Here is a 14,961-nt window from a genome sequence, read left to right as displayed (position 1 = left end):
ATACTTTTCATTGTAAAGTATACATAAAGGATAAAGCATACTTTACGCACTTATTTAAAAGAAGGACGATTGAAATGGTAAGCGCCTTATCCACATTTTAACATGGGGGGAAAACAACATGCGGAAGAAGAAAGTACTGTTCCTCTTGATCAGCGTGCTGATGATTTCGGCGCTGCTGTCTGCTTGCAGCAAGAATAGCGGCAAATCGCCGGAACCCGGTACGGCAGCCCCGGAGCCTGGCGCATCAGCAGGTCCGCAGCCGTCCTCAGCGAAATGGCAGGGCGAGATTCAAATCTCTCTGCCCAATGCGTCCGCTTCTGTCTGGAACGCAGTGGCACAAGCGTACATGGCTATCAATCCGGGCGTAAAGGTTAAAGTAGACCACAAGCCGCAGGAAGGCTACAAAGAATGGCTGAATGCCCAATTTGCGGCGGGGACCCCGGAAGTGGACCTCATTACCAACAACGAAATTCTGAACCTGGCGGGAGATAAGAAATTCGTTGATTACTATCCTTATTTTGATAAGAATAATCCGTACACCGGAAAAGACTGGAAGGATTCCTTCGATCTGGGCGCCATGGGCATTAACCTCGACGGTATCGGGGTGGAGGATCATCTCTGGAACCTGAATTTTGAATCGGTTCAGATTGTCTGGGTCTACAACAAGGAGATCTTCCGGCAAGCCGGTGTCACCGAGACACCGAAGACGTTCAGCGATTTGACCGCCGCATTCGACAAGATTAAGGCAGCCGGTTATATCCCGCTCGGACTGGCCGGCGATTCCAACTCCATGTGGAGCAGCACAGCGGGCTGGCTGGTGCGGATCTACGCTGACCAGTACATGCGCGATTTCGTCAATATTACCCGTTCCCAGCCGCAGGACTATACGTTTTTGCCGGAGGTGGACGATAAATGGGCATTTGAGCCCAAAGATCCTTACAATGATTCCAACAGCAAAGTAACCAAAAATCCCCTGCGCGCCTGGAAGGCGATCAAGGATAAGAGCGGACCGTTCAAAGTGGCAGGCAATCCGGCCTGGGCTGCTTACTCGGAGAATCTGAAGAAGCTGTTCTCCTACACCCCTGACGGATTCTTTGGAGTGAAGGACACGCAGGCTTACCAGTTGTTCTTAACCGGCAAAGCCGCGACCATGCTGTCAACCCCGGGGTCCTATTGGAAGCTGCCGAAGGACTTCTCCGATGAGGAAAAGACCGGCGCCCAAGGCGGCGTGAAGCCGTTTGAATACGGATTCTTCAATATGCCGTCGATGGAAGGACCGCAGGTGCAGGGAGCGGCCCGTACGATTCAGATTCCGGTAGGCTCTTATGGGATTGTGAACAAATCGGCCGAGCAGAACGCGCTGAACATGGACTTTATGATGTTCCTGACAAGCCCTGAAGGGTATAAAGTATACGTTGAAGCTATTCAAAAGAGTCCCGACGCCTCCCTGGACGGTGCCCCGGCTCTTAAGGACATCACACTTCCCGATGAAATGACGGCTGCATTCGCCGACTTCGCTCCCATCGGGAATACGGAGGGCTACGACAGTGCAGCCAACGTACTGGCGCGCGGTCTCTGGGATTATCAGCCTTCCATACAAGACTGGGTTGGCAGTGTACAGAAGTATTTCGCCGGAAAAATCTCGACCGATCAATATCTCAATGAGCTGCAAGCGAACATAGACAAATACTTTGATGTTGCCTTGAAGGAGAGAAAGATGGAACGCTCTGACCTGGATACGCCGGAAAAACGGCCGCCGGCAAGAAATTAAGCCTTCTCATCTGCACCGGTCTTTTGCGGCTGGTGCAGATTAAGCTATACGGCGGCGAGCCCCAAGATCAGTGTGGATTTTGCAGAAGGGTAGGAAGGGCATATGAGGAGAACATCATGGATTCTATTGGCGGTCCTGTTGCTGCTGGGACTTGCTCCGCTGAATGTCTCGGCGCAGGCTCCATGGTCCAGTGAAGGCGCGGAGGAGATTACTTCGATTGCCGTATCGGCGGATGGAAGCCGCGTGGCGATGGGGAGCCACGGGTCGAAGGCGGCGGTCTTCGATCAGGAGGGCCGTGTACTTTTTGAAGTAGAGGCCGGCAATGTAGTGAACGCCGTTGATCTGCTGGAAGACGGAACGCTGCTTGCCGCATCGGACGACAGACATCTCTACGCCTACGGGCCGGACGGGCATCTGCTCTGGGACCGAGATTTCAAGCATCAGGTAAAAAGCGTATCCGCCTCTTCAGATGGAGCGCTGGTCACTGCCGTGGTGCAGCGGGGCAAAGCGGTTATACAGGTGGATGCCGCAACCGGCGAACAGACAGGGTCGTTCCCCGGTGATACGATACTTAAGACAGCTGAAGTATCTGCGGACGGTTCATGGATCGCAGCGGCCGGAGCCGATCAGTTCATATTCCTGCTGGACAAAGACGGACAGCCTCACAGCCGGTTCGGTGCGGGCGGACAAGTCCAGTCCCTCGCCGTAACCGGAGAAGGCGATGTAGCCGTCGGCACGGACACCAGGCAAGTGGAGCTGTTCAACAAGGAAGGGACGAGAATTCAGTCGCTGAGCACGCGTGACCATGTGTCTGCGGTTGCATTTTCGAAGGACGGGAAGCTGCTGGGGGTAGCGGATTTATCCGGTTTCTTCTATTTATTCGACTCTAACGGCAGCAAGCTCTGGGAATCGGGGGGTGGGCAGGTGGGACGCGCACTGGCTTTCTCACCGGATGGAACCATTCTCTACGCCGGCCAGACGGACGGAAGCATCCGTCCACTTGATGTCGGAAGCGTGATTGCCGAGGGGAAGAGCCAGACTCGCATGAGAACGGCGTATTGGACCGCAGGCGCGTTGGCCATAGGCCTTCTCCTTACCGGATGGCTGTTCTATTTGAAGAAGCAGAAGCGGCTGGTGGTATTCAAGAGCATTTGGCATTCCAGATGGGTATACCTTGGTCTTCTTCCGAGCTTTGCGCTTCTGTTCACGTTCATGTATTTTCCTGCCTTCTCGGGCTTGTTCCATTCGCTGTACCAGTGGCAGCCCGGAGGCAAAACAACCTTCATCGGCCTTGCTAATTTCGAGCGTATGATCCATGACCCTTATGTCTCCAAGGGGCTCGGCAATCTGATTCTTCTGATTGTTACCGGACTTGTTAAGGCGTTAATTCCCCCGCTGATTGTAGCAGAGCTGATCTACCATTTGCGCAGCAAGAAGCTGCAGTACGGATTCCGTACTGCGTTCACCGCCTCAATGGTGATTCCCGGTGTAGCCGGCCTGCTCATCTGGCAGAACTTCTATGACCCGAATATGGGATTGTTTAATCATTTTCTTCAATTAATCGGGCTTGGCTCGTGGACTCACGGCTGGCTCGGAGATCCGCAGACGGCGCTGTGGTCCCTGATTTTCATAGGATTCCCTTTTGTCGGCATCCTGCAATTGCTGGTTCTGTATGCGGGTCTGCTGTCGATTCCGCTTGAATTGATGGAGTCGGCGCGTATGGATGGTGCAGGACTGCCAAGGATCATCCGTTCGATTCATCTGCCTTTGTTGGCCGGCCAGTTCAAGTTCCTGATTATTATGGGCCTGATCGGCATCATACAGGATTTCAACGGCATTCTCATTGTAACCGGCGGCGGACCGATGGACTCTACATACGTTCCCGCCCTGCAGATGTATTATGCCGCTACGAAATTCAACGATCTGGGCTACGCATCTGCGCTTGGCGTCAGCATGTTTGCGGTGATACTGGTCATTACCATCATCAATTTGAAATTCATCAAGCAATCGGATGAGTAAGGAAAGGAGAGCTGGCCTATGTTGCATAGCGGCAAGACCCGGCAGCTCGTCAGCATCGCACTGCTGGCGCTGCTTGTCTTCCTGACGCTGGTGCCGATTCTGTTCATGATCTTAAGCTCTCTGAAGAGCAATGCCCAAATCCTGGGCAACTTCTGGGCGTTGCCTTCCCCGGCAAGATGGTCCAATTACGCAGAAGCGTTCACCAGCATTTGGCGGTATATTCTTAATACGGTATTCTACGCGGTGACCGGCAGCGTGAGCGTGATGCTGCTGTCTGCGGTGTCCGGATACCTGTTCGCCAAGAAATCGTTCCCCGGCAAAAACGTTCTATTCCTCATGATGCTGGCTATGATGATGGTCCCTAGCGTACTGACGCTGATTCCCTCTTATGTCTTGTACAAAAATATGGGCCTTACCAATTCGCCCTGGGCGATGATTATCTCCAGTGCAGCCGGCGGTCAGGTCTTCGGCACGTTTCTCTGCCGTATGTATATGGCCGGTCTGCCGGGTGAATTGTTCGAGGCGGCACGAATGGACGGTGCCTCAGAGCTGCGCGTATTTGCGCGCATCGTGCTGCCGCTCTCGCTGCCGATTCTGGCAACGCTGTTCATCATGCAATCCGTCGGCGTCTACAATGATTATATCTGGCCGCTCTTGACGATTCAGGACAGCAGTCTGCAGGTCATTTCCGTCGGACTGACCCTGTTCACCAAGCAGTTCGGCATTACGGATATGGGGCCCCAATTCGCAGCCTATGCCATATCATCGCTGCCTCTGCTGGCGATTTTCACCTTCGGCATGAAGTATTACATTCAAGGGATGACGCAAGGCGCATTGAAGCTATAAAGGAAGGGGATTACAGTATGGAGATATCACAGATAGCAGAGAGAATTCCCCAGTGGATATGGCATGCAGACCGTCACGGCGCCTCCCACATTGAGCTTACCCGTACATTTCTGTTAGCTGAAGCAATCACGGAAGTGGAGTTCCGCATTGCGCTGACGGGATCAGCCGAGGTGGAGATAGACGGCGTGATCGCAGGGCGGGTAGAAGAGAGCGCAGCCAATGTCTGTGCCTTCCGGCGGATCGCCTCGTTCCCGGAGCGTCTGGACGCAGGCGCGCATACGATCCGCCTGCGGATTGCCTGCTCTGTATTCATGCCGACAGCGCCAGTGAACATTCACCTGCATGAACGGACGGCTGGATGTGTGGCTTATTTGGCGGCCAATGAATTTTGGCTGCGTACAGATGAGAGCTGGTCGGCGAACGGAGAGAGGGCCTTTAAGGTATGTCTGCTCGGCGAAGAGCCGTTCGGTGATTTGGAGGACGGACTGGACTGGTTCGTTGCGGGCGGCTTCGGTGATATCGCAGTGAGTCCGATTTCCGGTTGTGCGGTCTCTATGCCAATCCATATGGAAGTAAGCAGTTCTGGGGAGAAGCTTGGGGTCACGGGGACCGGACGAGGCATTTGCCACGTTCCGGTTCCGGCCCGTCAGGAGCTTCAGATATTCTATCATGTGCGCAAGCAGGCCGAATGGCTTGAAATGAACCAATGGTGGCGGAGTATGGACAGAAGCGCCTTGCCTTCTTGTGTCATAGACCTGGGGAAGGAATATAACGCGCGGTTCCAGCTTCACAACCCTTCCCAAGCAGCACTGATTGTGATATGGAACGGCGCAGAATCCCTGGAGGAGCTGGAGCATTATGCCGGACTGATGACGGAGGTGATCCGGCTGGAGCCTGGACAGACGCGGGTGACGCTGCCGCAAGGGCTGAGGTATTTGCGCCTGACGATTCTGGCAGCGGAAGGGGAACCGTATGAGGTGGAGTGGTGTGCGGAGGAAGCGGCTGTCCCGCTGAATCAAGCGGGTACTATTAATACGGACTCAGAGCTGCTGCAGCGCATCTATGATATTTCGCTGCATACGAACCGTATCTGTCATCAGATTGGATTGTGGGACGGGATCAAGCGTGACAGGCTGAACTGGACGTATGACTTTTACATGGCGGCCAAAGCAGATTATGTTCTCTGGGATGATCTGGCTGTGCTTCGCCGTTCAATCGAGGAGCTGGGCCGGGGAACCCCGGAAGGCTCCTGGATGAACGATATTCCTGCGTATACCTTGTGGTGGATCAATAATATATGGGAGTATTATTTGCATACGGGTGACGAAGCGTTCGTCTTGTCGCTTCAGGATGAACTGATGCGGCATAGTCTTCAGGTGGCCGGAAATATCGATGCACAGACGGGTAAGCTTGCAGGCTTCAGCTTTACGCTTATGGAATGGGTCCCGATGGATGCTGGGGAAGCCAGCTTGGGTATGCAGGCACTCCTGCGTCTGACGGGGGAGAACATAGGCAAGCTGAAGAACTACATACCGGGGCTGGCGAACCTCCCGGAATGGCAATATCCCGACATTGCGGGGGAGCAGTTTCTGCAGGGAGAGCAGCTCATTACACCGCTGCTTGGAATCCTTAGCGGTTATGTAAGCAAGGCGGAAGCGGAGCGGTTCCTGGGGGGCTACACTCTTGCTGATCCGATTACGCCATTATCCGCCTATTGGCTGGCGGAATGCTGTTCCCGGCTGGGGTATCAGGACAAAGCCTGGGAGGCTATCTCCCGGGTATGGGGGACCATGCTGAAGGAAGGCGCAACAACATGCTGGGAGAGTGTCACGCTGGAGTATGACGGTGATTTCCATGATGCGCTGACCACCTACACGGCCTATGATTCTTACCGGATCAGCCTGTGCCACAGTTGGGCGGGAACGCCGGTTCACTGGATCGTCTCACGCGTGCTGGGCGTTGTTCCGGTGGAGCCTGGCTACCGCACCATCGCTTTCCACCCGCAGCCGATCGAAGGCATCTCAACATGTTGGGGGACCCTACCTACGCCATATGGAACGATCACTGCAGGATGGGATAAGACCGCCGCCGAGCCGTTTATGCTTCAAGTGCCGGAAGGCGTTCAGGTTGACGGTCTATAGCAGGTTTTACATCCGGGCAGCCTAGTACCTTATCAGATTTAAAATAGTGGGACAGACGCAATTCCCTTTCAAATGACATCTTTTCTAAGCGGGGGCGTTCTTCAGAGGCGTTTGCCTTAGTGTAACGGACTGAGGCGCTCTTATTCAGGTCGAAAGCTTTCAGTGGGGCGAGTAACGGACTCCACAGGCTTTATCCTTTGCACTTAGGCTCCAAAACGTCTCGGAGAGAGAGGATAAGGCCGCCTGAGTCCGTTACGCTGCAAAAAGTGACGTTTTCGAGGGGATAAAGTCTCTCCGGTCCGTTAGATTTTGGGATGGATAGGTTTTCGCCGCTACACGAACCACTGGGTTTCAAAGGCTTATCCATCCTTTTAAGTCTGATGGTCTACTAGCAGGATGGGAAGTAGTATCTCTGATATGTTATCCTGGAATTGTAAGATTAAAGGATTCGTATGAGAGGGGAAAACAGTTAAAAGCATGGAAGCCAAAGTCATCACATTGCCCGCATTCTATGTCGTCGGTTATCAGGTAGAAGCGGATGTCGCCGCATTCGAGTCGGGGCTAGGCAAGCAGACCTATCAGACGTTAACCGCAGGCAGAGACCAGCTGCTGAACAAGCTCAATGACCATGTGATTCTGATGCAATTGTATCCGCTGACCCCGGAGTTCGATCCACAGGCAGACCGTTTCGTTCATATGCTTGGGTATGCCGTCTCTCATCCCGACGAGATTCCGCTGGATATGGTGAGCCATGCCGTTCCTGAGAGCAGATATGTGACCTACACCCATAAGGGCCTCGAATCCGAAATTAGCCGCTCCTATGATTATTTGTATAATGAGATTGAGATGTTTATTGCGTTAAAATAGTGTTCCTGCCTGAAGCCAAGAGGCGAAGCCCGTCCTTGCAAGAAAGAGGTGTTACTATGGACTCCCTATCTGTCCGAACAGAGATCGAAGAACTAATCAAGACGCTGAAGCTGGACCGGAGCGGATTATTTGAAGTCGGCAAAGACAAGTGGATACGCATTTTGAGAGAGATTGAAGAACGGTTTCTGGTGAAGACCCATCACACGCAGGGATTACACTGGGGCTGGAACCGGCTGCAGGAACCCCGGCATAGCGCCAGCTTCGCAGACAAAGACTATGGCAAACTAAGAGACATCATCCAAGATGAATCCATCTGGTTCATTGCGGAGGACTGTTATGATAAGCTGTGGCTGTATGAGGGGAAGAGGGCGACGGTTCTCCAGGTGATCCCTGAATTATGCCACCTCAATGAATATTACCTGATCTCCAAAAAGCTTCAATGGCTCCTCTGCGAAGATCACCATGACATGCTGCACCTGAGCGGCCAGCCGATCATTGACCGATGGATGAGATAGGAAAGAAGCTGTCCCAAAAGTGACAGCTCCTTTTATACATTTGCTGACGCGCAGGCCTGAGGCCTGAATGTATGTGGAAAACAGCATACAATGGGCTCGCTGAAGGCGCGTGGGGCGAATGTATGTGGAAAACAGCATACAATGGGCTCGCTGAAGGCGCGTGGGGCGAATGTATGTGGAAAACAGCATACAATGGACTCGCTGAAGGCGCGTGGGCCAAATGTATGTGGAAAACAGCATACAATGGACTCGCTGAAGGCGCGTGGGGCGAATGTATGTGGAAAACAGCATACAATAGGTTCGCTGAAGGCGCGTGGGGGGAATGTATGTGGAAAACAGCATACAATAGGTTCGCTGAAGGCGCGTGGGCCAAATGTATGTGGAAAACAGCATACATTTGCACATACGTAGGCCTGACGCCTGAATAGGAGCGTTCCCCATCCCCCAAGTGCTCACACCCAATCTACTCCAGCATAAAGAGCTATCCCAAGCAGCCGTTTCATGGCTTCTGGGACAGCTTTTTTCTTCATGCAGATTACAAATTCCCATCCCGGCAGGCATGGCATTTATCCAAGATTTTTCGATATGATGATTTTCCCCCGTTTGGTAGGCTCGTCACTTTTGCGATACGCCTGAAGAAGGCCTTGGGCAGTGAAGGGGTAGGCCTCATGGATATGGATTTTCAATTTATTCTCTTGCATCTGGCGGACAATGGATTCAAAATCAGTACGGTTAGCTCTTGCCTGGAAGAAATAGGCGTTAATGCCGCGGACCTTCGGGTATTCATTGAGCGCGAATGCCACCACTGAAATATAGGTCCCGCCATCCTTGATGACCGAGTAGTTCTTCCTTCCGATGTCTCCCGGTAACCCGGTACCGAAGGTGGCGGGGTCCATAGCGGCATCCAATACGAAATCAACAGGCTCTGTGATTTGGGTGGCGAAGTCGGTTTTCGTATAATCGATCACCTCGTCAGCACCGAGTCTTTTGACGAAATCGTGATTATAATCCCTCGCAGTCGCGATAACATATGCTCCATGTTGCTTGGCCAACTGGACTGCTGCATGTCCGACTCCTCCAGCGCCAGCTTGAATAAGGATGCGTTGTCCCGGTTGAAGATGACCATGCTCAAACAGCGCTTGCCATGCTGGCAGGGCAACGGCAGGCGCGGCGCCAGCCTCTTCGAAGGAGAGACTCTCAGGAATAACGGCCAGGAGATCCTCCTCCACGGCAACATAGTCCATGTAGGAACCTCTCGGAATCATGCCCATGACACGATCCCCCGGCTTGAAATGACGGACTTTTCCGCCAACCTCTGTAACGATGCCGGCTACTTCATTACCAAGAACAAACGGCAATTGAAATTGATCCGCAAATTTATCGGCCACCGGACCCTCAAGAATTGCGCCACTGCGAAATAGAACATCTGCGGGATTGATGGATGAGGCGCGCATTTCGACGAGAACTTGTGTGTCGGTGATTGCTGGAACGGGTACTTCCAGTTCTTCTAGCGCTTCGGGAATTCCAAAGCTTGTCAAAGCAATAGCTTTCATGATGATCCTCCTCTAAAATTAAACAGAATAATAATTCACAGATTGTTTAAGCAACACCTGTTTGATAAGATGATAATATTCCGGACTTGAGAGTTCAACCGGCAGAGTTAGAGGGAAGTTGCATAGGCAACATATTGTGAATATTGATGTTTAACAAGGAGATATAGGGATGGTAAATCAGGAAGATCCGAGGGTATTGCGCACACGACAGTTAATTCGAACAGCGTTCAGAGATTTGCTGCAGAGAAAAGGCTTTGATGCAATCACCATCAAGGACATCGCTCAGGAGGCAACCATTAACCGTGCCACCTTTTATGCCCATTTTGAAGATAAATATGCTTTGCTGGACGAAGTCACAGAACAGGCTTTTCATGAGAGGATTCCAGAGCAAGTGGTGAATGCAGAGGAGTTTACGAATGATATTTGTGACCAGCTGATCATAATGACGCACCAATACATCATAGATTTTTACCAAATCTGCAGAATAGATTCCAATCCGATGGCTAAGCTGGTCGATGACAAAATCAAGAAAATGCTGCAGCAAACCATAGAAAGCATTTTTATGAAGGGGGATACCTGCCATGGGGCAGACATTCATCATATCAAAATCATGGCGGCCATGACCGGTTCAGCCATCTATGGCGCTGCACATTATTGGTTAAATGCCGGGGAGAATAATCGGCCCGATGTGCTCGTAGACGTTGCTCGACCCTATGTAATGAAGGGTTTGGGGCTGGAAAACCCATGAACGACATTAGACACGCACAAGCATTTTCATATACTTTACTCATACTTGTTCCACAGAATTCCCGCAATCGCCTGCTAAGATGAAGATACTTTCAAAGAAGAGGTGATTGAGATGATCAAATGGACAAGAAGAGTAATCGCAGTGTTGGCAGTAGTGAGTGTAGTGGGCGGCTCAACGAGCGCATTCGCAGCAACGGCCCCTGTTGTAAAATCAGTGAAAGAGGTGAAGGTGACTGCACCAGTGGTGAAATCTTCAACCCCAGCCAAGGTAACTTCAGTAAAAGCTTCCACTCCTGTAAAAGGTTCAACTCCTGCAAAAGCAGTAACTTCAGTGAAGAGTACAGCTGCTACCAAAAGTCCGGTCAAGGCTACAACCCCAGCCAAGCACAAAGTGGCAGCAAAGACAGCCGTAACCGTTAAACACAAAGTTGCTGCAAAAACAGCCGTAGCTGCCAAACACAAAGCAACAGTAAAAACAGTAGCCGCACATGCCAAGCACAAAACCGCAGTGAGAACAGCAGCACATGCTAAACACAAAACGGCAGCCAAAGCTGTGACAGCTTCCAAATCGGCCAGCAAGATCATCGTGACACCAAAGAAAAAATAATGCAGTTATTGCAATCTTCCGCAGCCACATACTTATAATCATAGAAGGCGGGGCTCATGAAGAGTCCCGCTTTTGATCTATACATCTAACTAACTCTGACCTCCATCAGCGGCGTGTCCAAAAATGGCTTCAGACAAATGGTTGTTCTCTATGAACTGCAAGATAAGCTTCGAACTGGTGGCAAAGGACCGGGGTTCACCAAGGATCGTGGAGGAGATTACGCCTACTATTTTATCGCTCGAATCTATGACAGCACTGCCGCTATTTCCGGGCCAGGTCTGCACCTTGAATTCCATGGAGTGGGTGTACACATCGGGTGTTGATGTATTTTTCGATTTCCGGATAACGGCCACATCATCGGCGATGAATGTTCCGTAGAGTGGTGTCCAGGGGGACCTCTTGGTAGTCACAGTGTCTAAATTTCCTGTTGGCTTGGTAGGGTGCCCGATAACCGTCACCTTTTCGCCTGCCGCCGGCTGAAGATTGAACTCCTTGAAATAGCTGTCTTGATAGGTCTTGGGGATTTTTGTAGCGTCAATTTTCAGCAGGGAGAGGTCTTCCTTGAGATCTGTTGCCACTAGTGAGCCAAGCAGATACCCGTCCGATTTTTGCACATAAAAAGTAATTTGGAAGCGTAATTTCTTCCCATTATAGCTGGCGGGGGCAACGTGATTGTTAGTGACAATGTATCCGCCAGGTAACATGAAGCCTGCACCAATGCCAATCTTTGTTTTGGTCCCTTGACCGGACAGTACATACTTTTCTATCATCACGACACGTGTCAGATTTTTGTAATTACGATATGCTTTGTCTTGCTGCTCCTTGGATAATGCAGGGTTACTGTTATACGGACTAACCGTAATGCCGGACTTGGTGACAGTCGTGGATGTAATGGACACCTTGCTGACGGCAAAAGCAGCAGCTATATGGATGCCCAATGTTAGAACCGCAACAGCCAGTAAGCATGAGAGGAATCTGCTAACCCATCGAGTCATAATCACTCCTCCTTTAGTTTTATACTATTGAAGAGTGAGACATGTTGTGACGGTCAGTCTGCGGATATGTAAGAACAGAGCTCTACATCTTTTTCGAAGAAGAGGAAGACGGGGGTTATGACGAGTCCTGTCTTTTATCTACATAGATAACCCTGTATGATAGAGCTAAATTAAGGACGGTAGAGGGGATTACGTGATGGCCAAAATTGTAGTCGTAGACGACGATCTGTTCATTTTACAGCTGCTCTCAGAATATTTGCGCAAGGAAGGGTACGAGGTGACTTCGTTCTCGAATGGCCGCACGCTGGTCGAGCATGTCCGTTCGGAGCACCCGGATTGCCTGATTCTCGATATTATGATGCCAGGGATTGACGGTCTGGCGTTGCTCACCGAACTGCGCACCTTCACTGAGCTTCCCATTATTATGATCTCTGCACGCGGCGAGGAGAGTGACCGGATTCAGGGGCTGGAGCTGGGCTGCAGTGACTTCCTGAGCAAGCCTTTCAATCCGCGTGAGCTGGTGGGCCGGGTGAAGTCTATGCTGCGTCTGGCTAGAGCGGGCAATACTGCTGCGGAGGAGACCTCCAAGGCGGTGACTGCGAAGCAAGTCTGCAAGTCCGGGAACGTGGAGATTGACGCGGATTACCGGACAGTGAAGGTGAATACGGACGAAGTGAGCTTGACCTCCCGCGAATTCGATCTGCTGCTCTTCCTGGCCTCCCATCTGGAACGGCCCTTCGGGCGTGAGCATCTGATCCAGCAGGTGTGGGAATATGATTTTTTCGGGGATGTCCGGGTGGTAGATGATGTGGTCAAAAGAATCCGCAAAAAGCTCGCCGAGCACCACTCCACGCTCCTGATTGATACGGTGTGGGGCTTCGGATACCGGGCATCCGTGCGGAAGGTGTAGCCATGCGGACCATTCGCGGTAAAATGCTGTTCTCGCTCTGCATTGCCATGCTCGTCACTGTTGCGATCACGGTGATGCTATTCGTGCGTCTGATCGACGACATTCTGATGAATCAGGTGAAGGCTGAGCTACACGGACAGGTGGGGAAGGCGCAGAAGCTGCTCAGCGATGGTGACCTCAACAATCTGAACAGCACGCAGTTTAAGTATGTCGTCAAGGGACTGATGATGAACGCAGACTATATGATTCTGGATGCGGATCAGAAGATCATAGACGCCAGCGATGAGAAGGAGGAAGGCAAGCAGCTGCACTACACGCCTACGGGGAAAAAGGGAATTGCCCTCCTGCACGGCAGGAAGGTATTATATGCGCAAGAAAAGCTGAGAGGGCTGTCCGATGAAATCTTCATCTATTCGCCGCTGTCCTCGCTTCGAGCCTTATACGGCTCATTAATGAGAACCACTTTGCTGTCCATAGGAGCCAGCTTTGTGGTGATTCTTGCGATCGGGCTGTTCGCCGTGTCGCGGGTGGTGCGGCCGCTGAACCGGTTGAAGGAAGCCGTTGGGCGATATGAGCCTTCCTATGCACAGGGCAATCCTTTTCCGCAGGGGGACCGGACGGAGATCGGGGAGCTGATGACCACCTTCCAGTCCATGTCGGGGCGCATCCAGCAGCATCAGCGGAACCAGATTGAATTCCTCCAGAATATCTCCCATGAGCTCAAAACCCCCCTGATGTCCATCCACGGCTTCGTGTTCGCCATTCAGGATCAGGTGGTTACGCAGGAGGAGGGGCTTGAGGTCATTACTAACCAATCGCAGCGTTTGATTGATATGGTGGACAAGCTGCTCCAGCTCTCCCGGCTGGAAGCCGTAGACGAGCATTGGCCTGCCGCCACCGTTGACCTGCGGACCATGGCCGAAGAAGCCGCCATGCTGCTCATGCCCGAGGCCAACCGGCGGGACCTGAAGCTCACCGTGGAAGGCGAGAGCCTGCAAGCTACGATTCCCGGCGAGCAGCTATTCCGTATCCTGGTCAATCTGTTACAGAATGCGGTTAGACATACCACAGATCAGGTGGTCATCCGGGTGGACCCGGAGGTTCCGGGAGCTGCATGGGCGATCCATATTGAAGATAACGGTCCGGGGCTGGCCGAGGAGGAGCGGGAAGCGGTCTTCGAGCGTTTCTATACCGGAGCGAACGGAGTAACAGGTCTCGGGCTAGCTATCTGCCGCCAGATTGCGGCACGATTGAACGGAGAGCTGACCTATTCCCGCTCGGAGCTGGGCGGGGCGCGGTTTAGTTTTAGGAAGAAGGTTGGGGAATGAGGTGCTATGTGTGTAGACGCGGGGCGGTAGTTTAACCCAAAACAAGTCATCAAAAGGAACAGCAGCAGAATAAGACTGGATAAGTCTTAGACTGCTGCTGTTTTCGTTCAACTTGCGTTTTTTGTTTTTCATCGGCATTCTTCCTACCAATGGTCTTCAAGATTTTGAATAGTATCCTGTAAAAGATTTGAAAAGGTTGGAGCTATAAAATAAACAAAATCAGGGAAAAATTTCTTAGTGTCTTCTAATATCATCAAAGGAAAACAATGTAAATGGAATAACACCATATTCCACCTTAGAATACTAACCTTCCGGCATTTTCCAACCCGTTTCCTCATCCCAAACAGCATCCGTATCATCTAGATGCACATGCCAATCCCCACTAGAAATACTTCTTCTAATATCCGTCAAACAGGCCAACCAATAAAACAACGCCTGCAATGTATCTTCAAAATTGTCTGAAAGGGGCAGCTTTGTTGAACCTGCAAAGATCACCGTTGGTTCATCCTGATCATAGTCATAAACATAAAATGTTTCTCCAATATCCTTCATTTCAAAACCCGCATTGTATTTATCAATGATGGCCCTGATCTCCTGCTCCTCACTGCCCGTAAGGTTATGATTTCTCGTACAAGTGTAATAGACAGAAACTCCCATGTTTT

General features: G+C 51.5%; 13 protein-coding genes. 10 read left to right on the top strand and 3 right to left on the bottom strand.

Features of this window, described 5'->3' with window-relative positions; translation table 11 throughout:
* The first annotated feature begins 118 nt into the window (after nt 1-118).
* The 6 genes from J2Z70_RS03685 (at nt 119) to J2Z70_RS03660 (ending at nt 8,159) form a co-directional block, all read left to right on the top strand.
* A complete protein-coding gene (locus J2Z70_RS03685) occupies nt 119-1,771 on the top strand; it encodes an ABC transporter substrate-binding protein (RefSeq protein ID WP_209869523.1) in 1,653 nt (550 codons plus the stop codon).
* Between the two features lie 102 nt (nt 1,772-1,873).
* Nucleotides 1,874-3,790 carry an ABC transporter permease subunit gene (locus tag J2Z70_RS03680; protein WP_209869520.1) on the top strand — a complete coding sequence of 639 codons (1,917 nt, stop codon included), beginning with the start codon at nt 1,874-1,876 and terminating at the stop codon, nt 3,788-3,790.
* A gap of 18 nt (nt 3,791-3,808) precedes the next feature.
* A complete protein-coding gene (locus J2Z70_RS03675; RefSeq protein WP_209869517.1) occupies nt 3,809-4,636 on the top strand; it encodes a carbohydrate ABC transporter permease in 828 nt (275 codons plus the stop codon).
* 17 nt (nt 4,637-4,653) lie between these two features.
* Entirely contained in the window at nt 4,654-6,777 is a 2,124-nt protein-coding gene (locus J2Z70_RS03670; protein WP_209869514.1) for an alpha-L-rhamnosidase-related protein, read from the top strand.
* Between the two features lie 477 nt (nt 6,778-7,254).
* Nucleotides 7,255-7,644 carry a GyrI-like domain-containing protein gene (locus tag J2Z70_RS03665; protein ID WP_209869510.1) on the top strand — a complete coding sequence of 130 codons (390 nt, stop codon included), beginning with the start codon at nt 7,255-7,257 and terminating at the stop codon, nt 7,642-7,644.
* A 56-nt stretch (nt 7,645-7,700) separates the two neighbouring features.
* Nucleotides 7,701-8,159: a DUF6756 family protein gene (locus tag J2Z70_RS03660; protein ID WP_209869507.1), complete on the top strand. Its 459-nt coding sequence runs from the start codon at nt 7,701-7,703 to the stop codon at nt 8,157-8,159.
* A gap of 566 nt (nt 8,160-8,725) precedes the next feature.
* Here the strand turns inward: J2Z70_RS03660 and J2Z70_RS03655 are convergent.
* Nucleotides 8,726-9,712 carry an NADP-dependent oxidoreductase gene (locus J2Z70_RS03655; RefSeq protein ID WP_209869503.1) on the bottom strand — a complete coding sequence of 329 codons (987 nt, stop codon included), beginning with the start codon at nt 9,710-9,712 and terminating at the stop codon, nt 8,726-8,728.
* Between the two features lie 169 nt (nt 9,713-9,881).
* Here J2Z70_RS03655 and J2Z70_RS03650 point away from each other — a divergent pair, with 169 nt between their 5' ends.
* Together J2Z70_RS03650 and J2Z70_RS03645 are read left to right on the top strand one after the other, a co-directional pair.
* Nucleotides 9,882-10,460 (top strand): TetR/AcrR family transcriptional regulator, encoded by a 579-nt coding sequence (locus J2Z70_RS03650; protein WP_209869502.1) that lies wholly within the window; start codon nt 9,882-9,884, stop codon nt 10,458-10,460.
* A 111-nt stretch (nt 10,461-10,571) separates the two neighbouring features.
* The gene (locus J2Z70_RS03645; RefSeq protein ID WP_209869500.1) at nt 10,572-11,066 is read left to right on the top strand and encodes a hypothetical protein; all 495 of its coding nucleotides are present in this window, start codon (nt 10,572-10,574) and stop codon (nt 11,064-11,066) included.
* Nucleotides 11,067-11,155: 89 nt separating this feature from the next.
* Here J2Z70_RS03645 and J2Z70_RS03640 read toward each other — a convergent pair whose 3' ends face one another.
* Nucleotides 11,156-12,061 carry a S1 family peptidase gene (locus J2Z70_RS03640; protein ID WP_209869496.1) on the bottom strand — a complete coding sequence of 302 codons (906 nt, stop codon included), beginning with the start codon at nt 12,059-12,061 and terminating at the stop codon, nt 11,156-11,158.
* A gap of 196 nt (nt 12,062-12,257) precedes the next feature.
* Here J2Z70_RS03640 and J2Z70_RS03635 point away from each other — a divergent pair, with 196 nt between their 5' ends.
* Nucleotides 12,258-12,971: a response regulator transcription factor gene (locus J2Z70_RS03635; RefSeq protein WP_209869493.1), complete on the top strand. Its 714-nt coding sequence runs from the start codon at nt 12,258-12,260 to the stop codon at nt 12,969-12,971.
* Between the two features lie 2 nt (nt 12,972-12,973).
* A complete protein-coding gene (locus J2Z70_RS03630; protein ID WP_209869491.1) occupies nt 12,974-14,299 on the top strand; it encodes a sensor histidine kinase in 1,326 nt (441 codons plus the stop codon).
* Between the two features lie 303 nt (nt 14,300-14,602).
* Here J2Z70_RS03630 and J2Z70_RS03625 read toward each other — a convergent pair whose 3' ends face one another.
* Nucleotides 14,603-14,956 (bottom strand): hypothetical protein, encoded by a 354-nt coding sequence (locus tag J2Z70_RS03625; RefSeq protein WP_209869488.1) that lies wholly within the window; start codon nt 14,954-14,956, stop codon nt 14,603-14,605.
* Nucleotides 14,957-14,961: the final 5 nt, after the last annotated feature.

The organism is Paenibacillus silagei (assembly GCF_017874735.1).
GTDB classification, from domain to species: domain Bacteria; phylum Bacillota; class Bacilli; order Paenibacillales; family Paenibacillaceae; genus Paenibacillus_AQ; species Paenibacillus_AQ silagei.
The sequence above is the reverse complement of the archived record's forward strand: the minus strand, read 5'-3'. Positions and strand labels throughout refer to the sequence as shown.